Source organism: Billgrantia sp. NRB1 (assembly GCF_056921725.1).
In genome coordinates this window covers 2,004,394-2,020,468 of sequence record NZ_CM167783.1, presented here as the reverse complement: position 1 = coordinate 2,020,468, position 16,075 = coordinate 2,004,394, and the positions used below count along the sequence as shown (strand labels likewise).

Below are 16,075 nucleotides of genomic sequence, written 5' to 3'. Positions count from 1 at the left end.
GGGAAAGCGGCGGCGGCTACGGGTAGAATGGGCACCATGATACCGAAGGCGCCGGTTGATGCCACGTGCGCCGCCCCTTACACGGAGAGATCAGATGAGCGCAACCCTCCAGGATGGTGCTTCCCCCCACCGCCACAATGTCGACCGGGCCGAAGTGGCGAAGTTCGAGGCGCTGGCCGGACGCTGGTGGGATCCGCAAAGCGAGTTCAAGCCCCTCCACGACATCAACCCGCTGCGCCTGGATTTCATCGATGCCCGCTGCGGCCTGGCCGGTCGCCAGGTGATCGACGTCGGCTGCGGCGGCGGCATTCTCGCCGAGGCCATGGCCCATCGCGGCGCCCGGGTGACCGGCATCGACATGGGCGAGGCGCCGCTGGGCGTAGCGCGCCTGCACGCCCAGGAAAGCGGCGTAGAGGTGGATTACCGGCAGGCCAGCGCCGAGGAGATGGCCGACGCCCATCCCGGCGAGTACGACGTGGTCACCTGCCTGGAGATGCTCGAGCATGTCCCCGATCCAGGCTCGGTGATTCGCGCCTGCGCGACCCTGGTAAAACCCGGCGGCCATGTCTTCTTCTCCACGCTCAATCGCAACCCCAAGGCCTATGCCCTGGCGATCCTTGGCGCCGAATACCTGCTCAATATGTTGCCCCGGGGCACCCATGACTACCGCAAGTTCATTCGCCCCTCGGAGCTGGCCGGCTGGTGCCGCGAGGCGGGGTTAGCGGTGCATGAGCAGAACGGACTGGTCTACAATCCTTTGACACGCCGCTACCGGCTATCGGCACACGACGTCTCGGTCAACTATCTGATGCACTGCCGCCGGGAGCCGCAGTAATGGAGCACCCCCGGGCCCTGCTCTTCGACCTCGATGGCACCCTGGTCGACACCGCGCCCGACCTGGCTCGCGCCACCAACGCGCTGCGCCACCACCACGGGCTGGACCCGCTGCCCTACCCGGTAATCCGCGCCCAGGTCTCCAACGGGGGCAGCGCCTTGGTGGCGCTGGCCCTGGGCCTGGATGTCACCCACCCGGGGCATGCCGATGCCAGGCAGTATCTCCTCGAGGCCTACGGCCAAGCCGTGGCCGCCGAGAGCCGGATATTCTCGCCGCTGGAAGGTCTGCTGACTCACTGGGAGGCGCAGCAACGGCCCTGGGGAATCGTCACCAACAAGCCGCGTGCCTTTGCCGCACCGCTGATTGAAGCGCTGGGCATGACCCCCGGCGCCCTGCTCTGCGCCGATGACCTGCCGGTCAAGAAACCGGCGCCGGAACCGCTTTGGGCCGCGGCCCGCCAGCTGGGGGTAGAGGCCGGCGCGTGCTGGTACATCGGTGACCACCTGCGCGACATCCAGGCGGCTCGCGCCGCCGGGATGGCTGCTATTGCGGTAGGTTACGGCTATATCGAGGAGGGCGAGGACTATCGCGGCTGGCCGGCGGACCGCTGGTTCGATACCGGCGAGGCGCTGGTTGAGGCCCTACTGGGCAGTGACCTCTAAGGTGGCGTAGGCTCTCGTCACTTCGGCGGCTGGGCGTCGAAGCGCTCGCCGTTATGCCCGCGGCTGTCGGGCCCCATCAACCACAGGTAGGTGGGCATGATCGATTCGGGCGTCGGCAGGCTATCGGGATCTTCACCTGGATAGGCGGTGGCCCGCATGCGGGTGCGCGTCGCGCCGGGATTCAGGCTGTTGACACGAATCATGCCGCGATGCTCGACCTCGTCGGCAAGCACTTCCATGAAGCCTTCGGTGGCGAACTTGGAGACGGCATAGGCTCCCCAGTAGGCACGCCCCTTGCGCCCGACGCTGGACGAGGTAAAGACCACCGAGGCATCCTTGGACGCCTCCAGCAGCGGCAGCAGCGCCTGAGTCATCCACACCGGACCGTTGAGGTTGACCTGCATCACCTGCTCCCACAGCTCCGGATTGTACTGCTCGAAGGGGGTGATACGGCCCAGCAGGCCGGCGTTGTGCAGGATACCGTCGAGCCGCCCGAACTCCTTGTCCAGGGTCTCGGCCATGTCATGGTAGTCCTTCAGGGTCGCCCCCTCGAAGTTGAGCGGCACGATAGCCGGCTGCGGCCCGCCGGCCGCCTCGATTTCATCGTAGACCTTGTCCAGCTTACTGGTGGTGCGCCCTAGCAGGATCACGGTGGCACCACAGCCGGCAAAGGCCAGGGCAGCGGCCCGGCCGATTCCGTCACCGGCGCCGGTGACGAGAATGATGCGGTCCTTCAGCAGATCGGCCGGTGCCTGGTAGTCGATCTTGCAGCTCATGGTGGCTCCTTGGTCGGTGGCCAGCCTCACAGGGACTGGCGAAGAAAGTCGTTGGCAAGGCTGGCGGCACTGCTGTCAGGGAAGTCCTCGCGGACCCGCTCCAGCAGGGCACGACTGGTGTCCGGCTCCCCCTGGCGCGCCTTGACCAGGCCCAGCTTGTAAAGGGCGTCGGGCACCTTGCTGCTTTGCGGATACTCCTCGATGACCCGCTGGAAGGCCGATTCCGCCTGCTCCAGATCGCCCTGCGCCGAGTGCAGCTCGCCGAGCCAGTAGTGGCCGTTGGCCGTCAGGCTGTTGTCGGGGTGTTCGACCACGAAGGTCTCGAAGGCATTGATCGCCGCCTCGAACTCCCGGGCCTGGACCCGCGCAAAGGCCGCCTGGTAGGCCGCCTGGGCATCGGCGCTTACGCCGCTGGGCGACGGAGCCTCGGCGACCTGGCGGGCGGCGTCGGCATCCACCTCGGGCGCCGCCTCGATGCCGGCACTGCCGGCCATCAGGCGCTCATCGAGATCCAGATACTGCTGGCGGGTCTGGTTGCGTAGCTGCTGGAGCTGGTGGCGCAGCTCCTCGATCTCGCCACGCAGCTGCTGAATCTCGCGCTGATGCTCCTGGACCTGGTTGAAGATCACCAGGCTGCCTCCGGCCTCCTCGCGCACTTCCGTATGGTCGAGGAAGCTGCGCGACTGGGCCGTGAGGTCTTCCACTATCGGGCGCTGCTGCGCCATTGTCGGGCTCACTACGAGCAGCGGGAGCACCAGGGCTCCCGCGCCGCACAGCCCTTTCAGACCGTGTCTCATGCATGTCTCCATCGGCGCAGGCTGCGCCCGTTTCCTCAGTAGGCGAAGACCACCCGACGATTCTGGGCATAGGCCTCGTCATTGTGACCGCGAACGGCCGGGCGCTCCTCACCGTAGCTGACGATTTCCAGCTGCGAGGGCGAAACGCCTTGCACGCCCAGGAAGCGCTCGACGGAACGCGCCCGGCGCTCGCCCAGTGCCATGTTGTACTCGCGGGTGCCACGCTCGTCGGTATGCCCCTGGAGCACGACACGCGCATTGGGGTTGGAGCGCAGATAGCGGGCATGGGCAATCAGCACCGACTCGAACTCGGAGCGAATGTTGTCACGGTCGAAGTCGAAGTAGATGGTGCGCACTTCCGGGATGCGGCCGTCGGCCTGCTGGCCGGCACGCGCGCCGTTGGTGCCCACGCCGGTACCGCTCACCTGGCCGGTGCCGGCCACGCCGGTCCCCGCAGCGCCGTCACGGGCACGATCCACGGTCCCGTCCTGTGTTCCGCCGGTGCTGGAACAGCCGGCCACGACCGCCAGCGACAGGGCGATGGCCAGGGTTCTGGCATGCGACTTGAATAGCATCGTCAAACTCCTTGAAGGATTCGAATGACAGGGTTCATCGAGCATTAGTTTAAGAACGGCGACCAGGCGGGTTCGCGCACATCACCCTGTGCCGAGGGTAGCCGGTAAGAGGAACGCCCGTCGGCCGATACGGCACTCAGCACCCCGCTGTTTCCTGCCTGGGTGGCGAAGATTACCATGGTCCCGTTGGGCGCAACACTGGGAGATTCGTCCCAGCGCGATTCGCTGAGTACTACCAGGCGCCCCGACTCCAGGTCCTGGCGCGCCACCTGGTAGCCGTTGCTCGAGCGGTGGATCAAGAAGATCGCCTCGCCGTCCGGTGAGAAGCGCCCCCGAGCGTTATAGTTGCCGGTAAAGGTCAAGCGCTCGACCTGGCCACCGCTCAGGTCGTGGCGATAGAGCTGAGGACCACCGCTGCGATCGGAGGTAAACAGCAGGCTGCGGCCGTCCGGGGACCAGGCCGGCTCGGTATCGATGCTGGAGCTGTTGGTAATGCGTTCGACGCTGCGTGCGCCGACATCCATCACGTAGATCTCCGGCTGGCCGTCCTTGGAGAGCGACATGGCCAGCTTGCGGCCGTCGGGCGACCAGGCCGGCGCCCCGTTGATCCCCTCGAAGGAGGTCGCCCGCACCCGCTGGCCAGTGGCCAACTCCTGGATGTAGATGGCCGGACGCTCGGTCTCGAAGGAGACGTAGGCCAGCTTGCGACCGTCGGGTGACCAGGCGGGCGAGAGGATGGGCTCACGGGAGCTGAGCACCTGCTGGCTGTTGCGGCCGTCGGCATCGGCGACATAGAGGCCGAACTGCATGTCGTCACCGACCCCCTGGGCCGTGACGTAGGCAATACGCGTGGCGAAGGCGCCGCGAATGCCGGTAATCGCCTCGAAGATCTGGTCACTGATGTAGTGCGCCCCGCCACGCAGCTCACCGCTGCTCGCTGTCACCGTTTCGCCCAGCATGCGACGGGCGCCGCTAACGTCCATCAGCTCATAGCGAATCCGATAGCCGTCTCCCTCGCGAGCGACGCGCCCTACCACCAGATAGCGCACGTCCAGGGCGCGCCACTCACCGAAGCTGACGTCATCGCCGGTCGCCGGCCGGTCGAACATGGCGCTTCGCGGCAGTGGCTCGAAGTAGCCGCTGCGTTCCAGGTTGTCGCTGATCACGCGCGCGACGTCCTCGGGCAGACTCTCCCCGTCCTCGGCAAAGGGCACCACGGCAATGGGCGTGGCGCGGTCGCTGCCGCGGGTAATCTCGATGGTCAGATTGGCATGGGCCAGGGTGCCAAACATCAGCAGCATGGCGCCGAACCAGGCGGTCATCAGGGCTCTCATCAGCGTACATCCCCCGGTCTGAATCGCAGGTTGAATTGTCGGAAGTCACGTTGCGCCGCGGCAGGTAGCTGGCGCAGTTCCCCGAACGGGGCGGCGGCCTCCACGGCTTGAAGGGCCGAACGGTCGAAAGCGCTGTCCCCGCTACTCTGAGTAATGCTAGCGCCAAACAGTTCGCCTGAGGGCCCAAGCTGCACCTGCACGGTGGATTCCAGTCCACCGCCGGCCCCCGGGGGAATCACCCAGGCCTGCTCCACGGCACGCCGCACCAGGTTGATGAAGCTGTTGGCCGCCTCCTGGGCCTGGCGGGCATTGGCCACCGCCTCGGACTCCCCCTCGATGGCACGGTCGAGGCCCTGGCTGGCGGCCTCGGCCGCACGCCGGGCCTCCTCCTCCGCCTGACGGCGACGCTCGGCCTCCTCCTCGGCGCGGCGGCGCTCTTCGGCTTCGCGCTGGCGGCGGGCTTCTTCCTCGGCCTGACGGCGACGCTCGGCCTCCTCCTCGGCGCGGCGGCGCTCCTCGGCCTCCTGCTGACGGCGAGCCTCTTCCTCGGCCTGGCGCTGGCGTTCGGCCTCCTCCTCGGCGCGGCGGCGCTCCTCGGCCTCCTGCTGACGGCGGGCCTCTTCCTCGGCCTGGCGCTGGCGTTCGGCCTCCTCCTCGGCGCGGCGGCGCTCCTCGGCCTCCTGCTGACGGCGGGCCTCTTCCTCGGCCTGGCGCTGGCGCTCGGCCTCCTCCTCCGCTCGTTGCTGCGCCTCGAGCTGTCGCTGCCGTTCGGCCTCGGCGGCCGCTTCCCGCTGGCGCTCACGCTCTGCCTCCTGCTGCTCACGCAGTTCGGCCTGTCGCTCGGCCTCCTCGGCGCGTCGCGCCGCCTCCGCCTCGGCGGCCTGGCGCGCCTCTTCACGTGCCAGCGCCTCCGCTTCCCGGGCGGCCTCTTGTTCGGCCTCGCGCTGCGCCGCTTCCGCGGCGGCCTGTTCGGCCTCGCGCTCGGCATCGGCTTCTGCCTCCGCCTCCTGGCGTGCCGCGGCCCTCGCACGGGCCTCCTCGGCGCGCTGGGCCTGGTCGGTGGTGGTCTCGGTGCTTACCAGGGTGGCCTGGACGATAGAGCTCGTCTGGTGTTCCGGCTCGCGCTGGGGAAGGGTAACCACGCTGAGCACCACCACCACCAGATGCAAGCCCACTGCCAGCACCGTAGGCAGGCCGTAGCCGACCGGCCGATCATCCCGAGAGTGTCCCTGCCGCTGCTGTCGCACCATGCCGTCTGCTCGCTCCTCAGTCACGCGGGGGAGGCTCGGAAATCAGCCCGACATTGGCCACGCCAGACACCTGCAGGGTACTCATCAGGGTCACGACCTCGCCGTAGGGCACGCTGCGGTCGCCGCGGACCATCACCGGCGTGCCCGGCTGTCGATCCAGCAGAATGATCACCCGCTCGGCGAGCTCATCGAGATCGACGCGGCGCTCATCGCCGCCCAGCTGCAGGAAGTAGCCACCCTCGCGGTCCACCGAGACCACGATGGGTTCGTTATCTTCCTGGGCATCCATGGGCTCGGAGGTCACCTGGGGAAGATCCACCTGGACCCCTTGGGTGAGCATCGGCGCGGTGATCATGAAGATCACCAGCAGTACCAGCATGACGTCGATGAAGGGCACGACATTGATCTCGCCCATCGGCTTGCGCCGTCCGCCGCGATTGAAAGGTCCGTTCATGTGCGACTCCCTCAGGCGGCGCCGGCTTCGCTGCGACCCTGCAGATTGCGGTGCAGGATGGAGTGGAACTCCTCGGCGAAATCTTCGTATTTGCCCAGCAGCCGGCCCGACTCGGCGGAGAGACGGTTATAGAAGATCACCGCCGGAATCGCCGCAAACAGTCCCATGGCCGTGGCGATCAACGCCTCGGCGATCCATGGCGCCACCGTGGCCAGGGTGGCCTGCTGCGCCATGGAGAGCGACTGGAAAGACCCCATGATGCCCCAGACGGTACCGAACAGGCCGATATAGGGGCTGGCGGATGCCACCGTGGCCAGGAATACCAGGTGCAGGGTGAGGCGATCCTCCTCCCGAGACCAGGCCACCCGCATGCTGCGCTGGACGCCGTCGAGGATCGCCTCGGGACTCTTGGTCTTGGTCAACAGGCGGTTGAACTCACGAAAGCCGGCGCGAAAGACATGCTCGGCGCCCTGGGTCTCCTGCTCGGCGGGCGTCTCCCGATACAGCTCGTTGAGGTCGACGCCGGACCAGAAGCGTTCCTCGAAGGCCTGATGGGTACGCCGCGCGCGGCGCATCACGAAGGTGCGCTGAAAGATCACTACCCAGGAGAGAATCGAACCGATCACCAGGATCAGCATGACCAGCTGCACCACGGTGCTGGCGCTCATGATCAGGTGGGGAATGGACATGGAGTCGTTCACGGGCATCCTCGTCAATCTTGCAGTTAACCGGTAAGGACCGCGGCGAGCGCCGGCGGCCATGGCGTGGGCCTGAGGCGGGCAGCATCCAGACAGGCGATGTCGACCCTGGCATCGCACAAGGGTTCCCCGCCTCGCCGCACCGTCTGTGCAAAGCTCAGGCGACAGCGGCCATGGGACTGAATGGCGGCACTGACCTCCAGGCCATCATCCAGGCGGGCAGGCCTGGCGTAGCGGCACTCCAGCCGATGGACCACCAGCTGAATGCCGGCATCGAACAGCTCGCGCTGAGTGATGCCGTGGCTGCGCAGCCACTCGCTGCGAGCCCGCTCCATGTATTTGAGATAGTTGACGTAATAAACGATGCCACCGGCGTCGGTATCTTCGATGTAAACGCGCACCGGTAGGCGGAACTCGCTCACGGCCGCACCTCGCCGCTGGCATCCTGGGCCTGGTCATGGGGCGCCAGGCCGAAGTGCTGCCAGGCCTGACGGGTGACGACCCGGCCCCGGGCCGTCCGCATCATCAGCCCCTGCTGAATCAGGTAGGGCTCGATCACATCCTCGATGGTGTCGCGCTCCTCGCCGATGGCCGCCGACAGCGAGTCGACGCCCACCGGCCCCCCGTCGAACTTCTCGATCATCGCCAACAGCAGGCGTCGATCCATATGGTCGAGCCCGTGATGATCGACGTGGAGCATGTTGAGCGCCTGGTCGGCCACCTCGGCATCGATGCGCCCGCCGGCGCGCACCTCGGCGTAGTCGCGCACCCGGCGCAGCAGGCGATTGGCGATACGCGGGGTGCCCCGGGAGCGGCGCGCCACCTCCAGCGCGCCTGCCCGGTCGGTCGCGACCCCCAAAAGCCCGGCGGAGCGCGACACGATCTCGGTCAGATCATCGATGCCGTAGAATTCCAGGCGCTGTACGATGCCGAAGCGATCGCGCAGCGGCGAGGTCAGCAGGCCGGCCCGGGTTGTCGCGCCTACCAGCGTGAAGCGCGGCAGGTCGAGCTTGATCGACCGTGCCGCCGGCCCCTCGCCGATCACGATATCGAGCTGGAAGTCCTCCATGGCCGGATAGAGGATCTCCTCCACCACCGGGGAGAGGCGATGAATCTCGTCGATGAACAGCACATCGCCAGGCTGCAGGTTGGTGAGCATGGCGGCGAGATCCCCGGCGCGCTCCAGCACCGGGCCGGAGGTCGACTTGAGCCCCACGTCCATCTCGGCGGCGATGATGTTGGCCAGCGTGGTCTTGCCAAGCCCCGGCGGGCCGAACACCAGGGTATGGTCGAGGCTCTCGTTGCGTCCGCGGGCCGCGCTGATGAAGATGTCCAGCTGCTCGCGCACGCGGGGCTGACCGATGTACTCGGCCAGCCGCTTGGGGCGAATGGCGTAATCGACGCCCGTTTCGCCCTCTCGCTCATCGGCGGCGATCAATCGGTCGGTCTCAAGCATCCCGGCAACTCGCCTCCACGTTTAGGGCCCCTCCCCGCTCAACCCGCTAGCCGACGCGTCAGCGCCGCCTTGATCAACGCCTCGGTGGCCAGCGTCTCGTCCAGGCCGGAGAGCATCCGAGTCGCTTCGGCCGGCTTGTAGCCCAGGCTGACCAGGGCCGCCTCGGCATCGGCCAGGGCATTCCCCGACGCCGTCTGATCGCCGGGCGCGACCGGCCGATCCAGGCCCACCGCGCCCTGACTGGCCTCCCAGTGGGGAAAGCGGTCGCGCATCTCGATGATCAGCCGCTCGGCCGTCTTCTTACCCACCCCCGGCAAGCGCGTCAACGACTTGACGTCATCATCCATCACGCAGCGGATGAAGGCGTCCTCGTCCATCCCCGACAGAATCGCCAGGGCCAGCTTGGGGCCGATACCGTTGACCTTGATCAGGGCACGAAACAGTGCCCGCTCCTGCTCCCGGGCAAAGCCGTAGAGCAAGTGGGCGTCGTCGCGCACGCTGAGGTGGGTATACAGCGACACGCTCTCCCCGTTACCCGGCAGGGCCACCAGGGTCGTCATGGAGGCTTCCAGTTCGTAACCGACACCGGCCACGTCTACCACCAGCCAGGGGGGTTGCTTGTCGAGAAGGGTGCCACGCAGGCGTCCAATCATGGGGCTTATCAATCCTGCCAGGGGTGAACGGCGGCCAACGCCACCGTGCCATCATGGGCCACTATACTGGTCGCTTGGGCGGCTGACCAGCCTGCCATAAAACACTGTTCGACAATCGCAAGGCGTTGCCAAAAGGCGACGCTGTCATGGCCGGAAATCCCGCCACGAGGCCCCCTTCCGCCGGGCTCGATGGCCGCCAAAACTGCCCGTGGTGAGCAGCCCGAGACGGGCGTGGGCGTGGGTCAGCGCAATTGCCAGGGCGTCGGCAGCATCCGCCTGGGGCGTGCCGGACAGCCCCAGGATTGCGGCCACCATATGCTGCACCTGGGCCTTGTCGGCGCCGCCGCTGCCGGTCACCGCCTGCTTGATCTGGCGCGGCCCATACTCGCTGACCGCCAGACCGTGATTGGCCGCGCAGACGATGGCCGCCCCGCGGGCCTGGCCGAGTTTGAGCGCCGAGTCGGCGTTCTTCGACATGAACACCTGCTCGATGGCGAACTCGCCCGGCCCGTGCACAGCCACCAGCTCACTGATGCCGGCGTAGACCTGGGCCAGGCGCTGGGCCACTGGCTGGGCCACGTCGATACGGATGCAGCCGCAGGTCACGTAGCGCGGCGCGGGACGCGACACGTCCAGCACCCCGTACCCGGTGATACGCGAGCCGGGGTCGATCCCCAGGATCAGCATGGCAGGCAGGCCACGATGGCCCGGAGACGCGGTGGCATGAGGCTCTCCTCGGCAGAGATCGAGATGTCGCCAGCATACGACACCGGCGCCCTTGGGGCGCCGGTGTCGTGCTTCAGGCTATGGCGGCGCTTACGTCTGGGGCTCTTCCACCTTGACCTTCTGGCGCAGGCGGATATTGAGCTCGCGGAGCTGATCCTGGCTGACCTCCCCCGGGGCGTCGGTCATCAGGCAGCCGGCGCTCTGGGTCTTGGGGAAGGCGATAACTTCGCGGATGGTGCGGGCACCGGCCATCAGCATCACCAGGCGGTCGAGGCCGAAGGCCAAACCGCCGTGGGGCGGCGCACCGTACTGCAGGGCATCGAGCAGGAAGCCGAACTTCTCGCGCGCCTCCTCCTCGCCGATGCCGAGGATCTCGAACACCGTGCGCTGCATGGCCTGGTCGTGGATACGAATCGACCCGCCGCCCAGCTCGGTACCGTTGATGACCATGTCATAGGCGCGGGAGAGTGCGGCGGCCGGGTTTTCGCGCAGCGCCTCCGGCGAGCAGGACGGCGCCGTGAAGGGGTGATGCAGGGGCGTCAGGCCGCCCTTGTCGTCATCCTCGAACATCGGGAAGTCCACCACCCAGAGCGGAGCCCACGCCTGGGTATAGAGGTCGAGATCCTCGCCCAGCTTGACTCGCAGCGCACCGATCGCCTCGTTGACGATGCGCGCCTTGTCGGCGCCGAAGAAGATGATGTCGCCATCCTCGGCCCCCACCCGGTCGAGCAGCGCCTCGACCACGTTCTCCATGAACTTGACGATGGGCGACTGCAGGCCCTCGAGCCCCTTGGCACGCTCATTGACCTTGATCCAGGCCAGGCCCTTGGCGCCGTAGATGCCGACAAACTTGGTGTACTCGTCGATCTCCTTGCGCGAGAGCTTGGCGCCGCCGGGCACGCGCAGGGCGGCCACGCGGCCATCCTCGGCGCTGGCGGGGCCGGAAAACACCTTGAAATCCACCTGCTGCATCAGGTCGTCGACGTCGGTCAGCTCGAGCGGAATGCGCAGGTCGGGCTTGTCGGAGCCGAAGCGCGCCATGGCCTCGGCATAGGTCATGCGCGGGAAGTCGGGCAGCGCCACCTGCAGCACTTCCTGGAACAGCTGGCGAATCATCGCCTCGGTGACGCCCATGATGTCGTCCTCGGAGACGAAGGAAGCCTCCAGGTCGATCTGGGTAAATTCGGGCTGGCGGTCGGCGCGCAGGTCCTCGTCGCGGAAGCACTTGGCGATCTGATAGTAGCGATCGAAGCCTGCCACCATCAGCAGCTGCTTGAACAGCTGGGGCGACTGCGGCAGGGCGAAGAAGCTGCCGGCATGGGTGCGGCTCGGCACCAGGTAGTCGCGGGCACCCTCGGGGGTGGCGCGGGTGAGCACCGGGGTCTCGATGTCCAGGAAGCCCTGCCCTTCGAGGAAGGCGCGAACGCTGTGGGAGATCCGCGAACGCAGGCGCAGCTTGTCGATCATATCGGGGCGACGCAGGTCGATGTAGCGGTACTTGAGCCGTACCTCCTCACCCACCTTGCCATGCTCATCGAGCTGAAACGGCGGCGTGGCGGCGGTATTGAGGACCTCCACCTCCTTGGCCAATACCTCGATCATGCCGGTGGGCATGTTGGGGTTCTGGGTGCCTTCCGGGCGCAGCCGTACACGGCCCTGGATGCGCAGTACGTATTCGCTGCGGGCGCGGTCGGCGTTGGCGAAGGCCTCGGCGGTGTCGGGATCGACCACGACCTGGGCGATGCCATCGCGATCGCGCATATCGAGGAAGATCACGCCCCCATGGTCACGGCGACGGTGTACCCAGCCGCACAGGGTGACCGTCTGGTCCACCAGGGTCTCGTTCAGCTGGCCGCAATAATGGCTGCGCATGTCGTATCCTGTTCTGTTGCGTTGATCGTAGGGTGCTACGACGGGCGGCCCTCAGGCCGCCGCGCCATCTTTCTTGGGCGACGCTTTGCTGTCCTTGGAGGCGCTCTTGGCGTCGCTTGATGAATCGCCGGCAAGATTCTTCTTGCTGCCGGACTTGAAGTCGGTCTCGTACCAGCCGCCGCCGGCCAGGCGGAAGCCTGCGGCGGAAACCAGCCGCTGGAGTTCGCTGGCTTGACAGGCGGGACAGTCGGTCAGAGGGGCGGCGCTGATCTTCTGCAACTTTTCCAGACGATGGCCGCAGGCCTTGCACTGATACTCGTAGATGGGCATGGTTCTACTCACTCCTGAATTCGACGGCACATTACCTGCAGCGATATAGGGCCGGCCGACGCGGATTCCAAGCCTGCCGCAAAAGCCAAGTATTATACCTGCCTGGCACGACCTGTCCCAGTCCGGCTGCACCGTCACCTAGAAGGATTCCCCATGAAAGCCGTGATTCTCGACGCCGCCAGCCTCGGCAACCAGATCGACCTCTCGCCAATCCGCCATCGGGTGGATGACCTGGAGGTCCACCAGCACAGCACCACCGCCCAGGTGGCCGAGCACCTGGCCGATGCCGAGGTCGCCATCGTCAACAAGGTGGTGCTGGACGCCGCCACCCTGGAAGCGCTGCCTCAGCTGCGGCGCATCTGCGTGCTGGCAACCGGAACCAATAACATCGACATGACGGCCGCCGAGCGACTCGGCATCAGGGTGCGCAATGTCACCGCCTACGGTACCGCCAGCGTCGCCCAGCATACCCTGATGCTGATGCTGGCCCTGGCCAATCGCCTGCCACTCTATCAGCGTGACGTGGCCTCGGGACGCTGGAACCAGAGCCCCTTTTTCTGCTTGATGGATCACGCCACACTGCAGCTCGAGGGCAAGCACCTGGTCATCGTCGGCCAGGGCGAGCTCGGCTCCCGGGTGGGCCGACTGGCCGAGGCCTTCGGCATGGCGATAAGCTTTGCGGCACGCCCGGGAAACGAGGCCGCCGACCCGCGCCCCTCCCTGGCGGAGCTGGCCCCCCAAGCCGATGTCATCAGCCTGCACTGTCCGCTGAGCGATGCCACCCACCACCTGGTCGACGCCTCCTTGCTGGCCAGCGTCAAGCCCGGCGCCCTGCTGATCAACTGCGCCCGCGGCGGCATCATCGACGAATCGGCGGCATTGGCCGCGCTGCGCGAGGGCCGCTTAGGCGGTCTCGGCGTCGATGTCCTGCCGGTAGAGCCGCCCCGGGACGGCCACGCCCTGCTCGATGCGCTGGACGAGTCACTCAACCTTATCGTCACACCGCACAACGCCTGGATCACCCCGGAAGCGCGACAGCGCATCGTGGACCTTACCGCCGACAATCTAAGCGACTAATCGCTAGTCGCGATGCAAAGTCGGGGCGCCGAACCGAGCGCTCCTACAAGGCCAGCAAGCAGTTAGCTCCGGTCCGACGCCTAGGTGACTGGAGGCGCCCCCAGCTCGAGGAACGGGTCGTTCGGGCTTGTCATATTGTAGTAAAAGATAACGGTATAAATATCGGCAAGGTTGCAGCTCACGGCCGACGCTTCGATACTCAGGGCACTGTTTCGCTCACCGCAGGGCCGACCATGTTCTACAACTTCGGGTCCATCAACCTAGACCATGTCTACCGGGTGCCGCATCTGGTGCACCCCGGCGAGACCTTGACCAGCCGCGATTACCGTGTGGGGCTGGGCGGCAAGGGGGCCAACCAGTCGCTGGCCATGGCGCTGGCGGGTGGAAGCGTCACCCACTGGGGCCGCCTGGGCCGCCAGGACGCCTGGGCAAGAGAAACCCTAGCCGGGGCCGGCGTGGATGTCTCTCACCTGGAGCTGGTGGACGAGCCCAGCGGCCACGCCATCATTCAGGTCGATGATCGCGGCGAGAACGCCATCATCCTTCACCCCGGCGCCAACCACGGCTTCGATGCCGCCCGCCTCGCCCAGCGGATCGAGACGGCTCGCCCCGGCGAGTGGCTGCTGACCCAGAACGAATGCAATGCGCTGCCCGAGCTGATGGCGCACGCCCGCTCGCACGGGCTCAACATCGCCTTCAATCCGGCGCCGATGACCGATGCCGTGCAGGCGCTGCCGCTGGAGGCCTGTCGACTACTGTTCGTCAACCGCGGCGAGGCCGCACGGCTGGCGGACATCGACGAGGCCGCCGATGCCGAGGTGCTGCTGACCCGGCTAGGCCAGCGGCTGCCCGACACCGCCACGGTCCTGACCCTGGGCGGCGAAGGCGCCTGGTACCAGGCCGGCGAGGAGCGCTGCTATCAGCCGGCCATTCCGGTTCGCCCCGTCGACACCACCGGAGCAGGCGACACCTTCATCGGCTACTTCATGGCCACCCTGCAGGCCGGCGGCTCGATGTCCGCCTGCCTGGAGCGCGCCGCCATGGCCGCGGCGCTCGGCGTCCAGCAAGCAGGCGCCGCCGAGAGCATACCAACCCGCGACGCCGTCGATGACGCCCTGCGCGACGGCCTGTCGGCCTGACCTCCCTTCCGAGCCACTTCAAGGAGCCAACGTGTCTCATCCGATTCTCTTCGATACCGACCCCGGCGTGGACGACGCCCAGGCCATCGCCATCGCCCTGCGCCACCCGGAGATCGAGCTGCTGGGCCTGACCACCACCTTCGGCAACGTCGACGTAGAAACCGCCACCCACAACGCCCTGCTGCTGTGCCAGCTCGCGGAGCGAGCGGTGCCGGTGGCCCAGGGCGCCGCCGCTCCTATGGTCAAACCCAGGCATCCGGCGCCCGCCCATATTCATGGCGACAACGGGCTCGGCAACATCGCCCTGCCGGCGGTCACGGGCTCGCCCGATCCGCGCAGCGCACCGCAGTTCATCGTCGATACCGTCAACGCCAGGCCCGGCGAGGTGACCCTGGTCAGCGTCGGACCGGTGGGCAATCTGGCCGCAGCGCTGCAGCTCGATCCGCAGCTGGTCGACAAGGTCAAGCGAGTGGTGGTAATGGGAGGCTCGATCCGGGAAGGCGGCAACGTGACGCCGGTGGCCGAGGCCAACATGTTCAACGACCCCCATGCCGCGTCGCGTGTGCTCACCGCCGGCTGGCCGCTGACCCTGGTGGGGCTGGATGTCACGCACCGCTGCGTGCTGGGGCCCGCCCACATGACGCGCATCGCCAAGGCCCAGGGCGCTCTCGGTGAGGTGCTGGCCGGCAGCTATGCCTTTTACCGGGACTTCTATCGCGATTTCCTGGGCATCGACGGCTGCTGCCCCCATGATAGCTGCGCCCTGGCCTGGCTGCTGCGTCCCGATCTCTTCACCACGGCTCCCGGCCACCTGACGGTGGCGACCGAGGGGGACGCCGAGGGGCAGACCGTCTTTGCCCCCGAAGGACGCGCCTTCATCGAATCGCGCTGGGCGCGCACCCCGGTGGTGGAGGCCTGCCTCGAGGCGGACGGCCCCGCCGTGGTGGAGTGGATCGCCGACACCCTCGGCTAGCCGTGGGCGTCTCGCTTAGGACGCCTCACAGCGTGACAAAGTTATCCGGGTCCCGGGGCTCGATCGACTCGAGCTCCACGTGGGTGACCCGGGCGTTCGGCGGTCCCTGCCAGAGCCAGGCCGCCACCTGATTGACCGCCTGGCCATCCCCGCAGAGCAGCACCTCCACCCGGCCGTCGGGCAAGTTCTTGGCATGCCCGGTGACCCCGTGCTGCAAGGCCTGCTCCTGCACGGCCCGGCGGTACCAGACGCCCTGCACCTTGCCCACCACCAATGCCTTCACGCAGCGCTTGCTCATTGTCTCTCCCTCCAATGTCTCCATGGCACATCGCTCCCGGCCCCAGCCCCCCCGGGCGCCCCCTGCCCAGGGTTCCCGTGGCATGCGGAATGCTCTAACCTGAACAGTAGGGCGCGTCACCGCCACAAGCAACGGCCGCCCACCAACGCCCTGATCGGGCACAACAACAA

General features: G+C 67.1%; 19 protein-coding genes. 5 read left to right on the top strand and 14 right to left on the bottom strand.

Annotated elements, in window-relative coordinates; genetic code table 11:
* Window positions 1–94 precede the first annotated feature (94 nt).
* On the top strand, window positions 95–835 hold the full coding sequence (ubiG, locus tag ACZIYR_RS09235; RefSeq protein WP_483528984.1) for a bifunctional 2-polyprenyl-6-hydroxyphenol methylase/3-demethylubiquinol 3-O-methyltransferase UbiG: 741 nt from the start codon (window positions 95–97) through the stop codon (window positions 833–835).
* Window positions 835–1,497, top strand: coding sequence for an HAD-IA family hydrolase (locus ACZIYR_RS09230; RefSeq protein WP_473033472.1), 663 nt, complete (start codon window positions 835–837; stop codon window positions 1,495–1,497). Before ubiG ends, ACZIYR_RS09230 begins: the two co-directional genes overlap by 1 nt.
* Window positions 1,498–1,514: 17 nt before the next feature.
* Here ACZIYR_RS09230 and ACZIYR_RS09225 read toward each other — a convergent pair whose 3' ends face one another.
* The 13 genes from ACZIYR_RS09225 to ACZIYR_RS09165 all read right to left on the bottom strand — a co-directional run bounded on the left by ACZIYR_RS09225 (window position 1,515) and on the right by ACZIYR_RS09165 (window position 12,418).
* Window positions 1,515–2,273 carry a YciK family oxidoreductase gene (locus tag ACZIYR_RS09225; protein ID WP_483528983.1) on the bottom strand — a complete coding sequence of 253 codons (759 nt, stop codon included), beginning with the start codon at window positions 2,271–2,273 and terminating at the stop codon, window positions 1,515–1,517.
* 26 nt (window positions 2,274–2,299) lie between these two features.
* Complete coding sequence (gene ybgF / locus ACZIYR_RS09220; RefSeq protein WP_473033470.1) at window positions 2,300–3,070, bottom strand: tol-pal system protein YbgF; 771 nt, start codon at window positions 3,068–3,070, stop codon at window positions 2,300–2,302.
* Between the two features lie 35 nt (window positions 3,071–3,105).
* Complete coding sequence (gene pal / locus ACZIYR_RS09215) at window positions 3,106–3,645, bottom strand: peptidoglycan-associated lipoprotein Pal (protein ID WP_473033469.1); 540 nt, start codon at window positions 3,643–3,645, stop codon at window positions 3,106–3,108.
* Window positions 3,646–3,689: 44 nt separating this feature from the next.
* Window positions 3,690–4,979, bottom strand: a complete 1,290-nt coding sequence (tolB, locus tag ACZIYR_RS09210) for a Tol-Pal system beta propeller repeat protein TolB (RefSeq protein WP_473033468.1) — start codon at window positions 4,977–4,979, stop codon at window positions 3,690–3,692.
* Window positions 4,979–6,229, bottom strand: a complete 1,251-nt coding sequence (gene tolA / locus ACZIYR_RS09205) for a cell envelope integrity protein TolA (RefSeq protein ID WP_483528982.1) — start codon at window positions 6,227–6,229, stop codon at window positions 4,979–4,981. The genes tolB and tolA overlap by 1 nt, the downstream gene beginning before the upstream one ends.
* A gap of 16 nt (window positions 6,230–6,245) precedes the next feature.
* On the bottom strand, window positions 6,246–6,683 hold the full coding sequence (gene tolR, locus ACZIYR_RS09200) for a protein TolR (protein ID WP_483528981.1): 438 nt from the start codon (window positions 6,681–6,683) through the stop codon (window positions 6,246–6,248).
* Window positions 6,684–6,694: 11 nt separating this feature from the next.
* Window positions 6,695–7,384, bottom strand: coding sequence for a protein TolQ (gene tolQ / locus ACZIYR_RS09195; RefSeq protein ID WP_483528980.1), 690 nt, complete (start codon window positions 7,382–7,384; stop codon window positions 6,695–6,697).
* A gap of 23 nt (window positions 7,385–7,407) precedes the next feature.
* The gene (gene ybgC, locus ACZIYR_RS09190) at window positions 7,408–7,803 is read right to left on the bottom strand and encodes a tol-pal system-associated acyl-CoA thioesterase (RefSeq protein WP_473033464.1); all 396 of its coding nucleotides are present in this window, start codon (window positions 7,801–7,803) and stop codon (window positions 7,408–7,410) included.
* A complete protein-coding gene (gene ruvB, locus ACZIYR_RS09185; RefSeq protein ID WP_483528979.1) occupies window positions 7,800–8,837 on the bottom strand; it encodes a Holliday junction branch migration DNA helicase RuvB in 1,038 nt (345 codons plus the stop codon). The genes ybgC and ruvB overlap by 4 nt, the downstream gene beginning before the upstream one ends.
* Before the next feature lie 38 nt (window positions 8,838–8,875).
* Window positions 8,876–9,490 (bottom strand): Holliday junction branch migration protein RuvA, encoded by a 615-nt coding sequence (ruvA, locus tag ACZIYR_RS09180; RefSeq protein WP_473033461.1) that lies wholly within the window; start codon window positions 9,488–9,490, stop codon window positions 8,876–8,878.
* Between the two features lie 144 nt (window positions 9,491–9,634).
* A complete protein-coding gene (ruvC, locus tag ACZIYR_RS09175; RefSeq protein ID WP_473033460.1) occupies window positions 9,635–10,177 on the bottom strand; it encodes a crossover junction endodeoxyribonuclease RuvC in 543 nt (180 codons plus the stop codon).
* A 129-nt stretch (window positions 10,178–10,306) separates the two neighbouring features.
* Window positions 10,307–12,088, bottom strand: a complete 1,782-nt coding sequence (aspS, locus tag ACZIYR_RS09170) for an aspartate--tRNA ligase (protein ID WP_483528978.1) — start codon at window positions 12,086–12,088, stop codon at window positions 10,307–10,309.
* A 51-nt stretch (window positions 12,089–12,139) separates the two neighbouring features.
* Window positions 12,140–12,418 carry an FmdB family zinc ribbon protein gene (locus ACZIYR_RS09165; protein ID WP_473033458.1) on the bottom strand — a complete coding sequence of 93 codons (279 nt, stop codon included), beginning with the start codon at window positions 12,416–12,418 and terminating at the stop codon, window positions 12,140–12,142.
* 153 nt (window positions 12,419–12,571) lie between these two features.
* On the opposite strand from ACZIYR_RS09165, the gene ACZIYR_RS09160 reads away from it, so the two are divergent.
* From ACZIYR_RS09160 to ACZIYR_RS09150, 3 genes are all read left to right on the top strand, one after another.
* Window positions 12,572–13,495, top strand: a complete 924-nt coding sequence (locus tag ACZIYR_RS09160; RefSeq protein ID WP_483528977.1) for a D-2-hydroxyacid dehydrogenase — start codon at window positions 12,572–12,574, stop codon at window positions 13,493–13,495.
* A gap of 233 nt (window positions 13,496–13,728) precedes the next feature.
* Complete coding sequence (locus tag ACZIYR_RS09155) at window positions 13,729–14,634, top strand: ribokinase (protein ID WP_483528976.1); 906 nt, start codon at window positions 13,729–13,731, stop codon at window positions 14,632–14,634.
* Between the two features lie 31 nt (window positions 14,635–14,665).
* Window positions 14,666–15,607: a nucleoside hydrolase gene (locus ACZIYR_RS09150; RefSeq protein WP_483528975.1), complete on the top strand. Its 942-nt coding sequence runs from the start codon at window positions 14,666–14,668 to the stop codon at window positions 15,605–15,607.
* 25 nt (window positions 15,608–15,632) lie between these two features.
* On the opposite strand, the gene ACZIYR_RS09145 is transcribed toward ACZIYR_RS09150, so the two are convergent.
* On the bottom strand, window positions 15,633–15,905 hold the full coding sequence (locus ACZIYR_RS09145) for an acylphosphatase (protein ID WP_473033455.1): 273 nt from the start codon (window positions 15,903–15,905) through the stop codon (window positions 15,633–15,635).
* Between the last annotated feature and the right edge of the window lie 170 nt (window positions 15,906–16,075).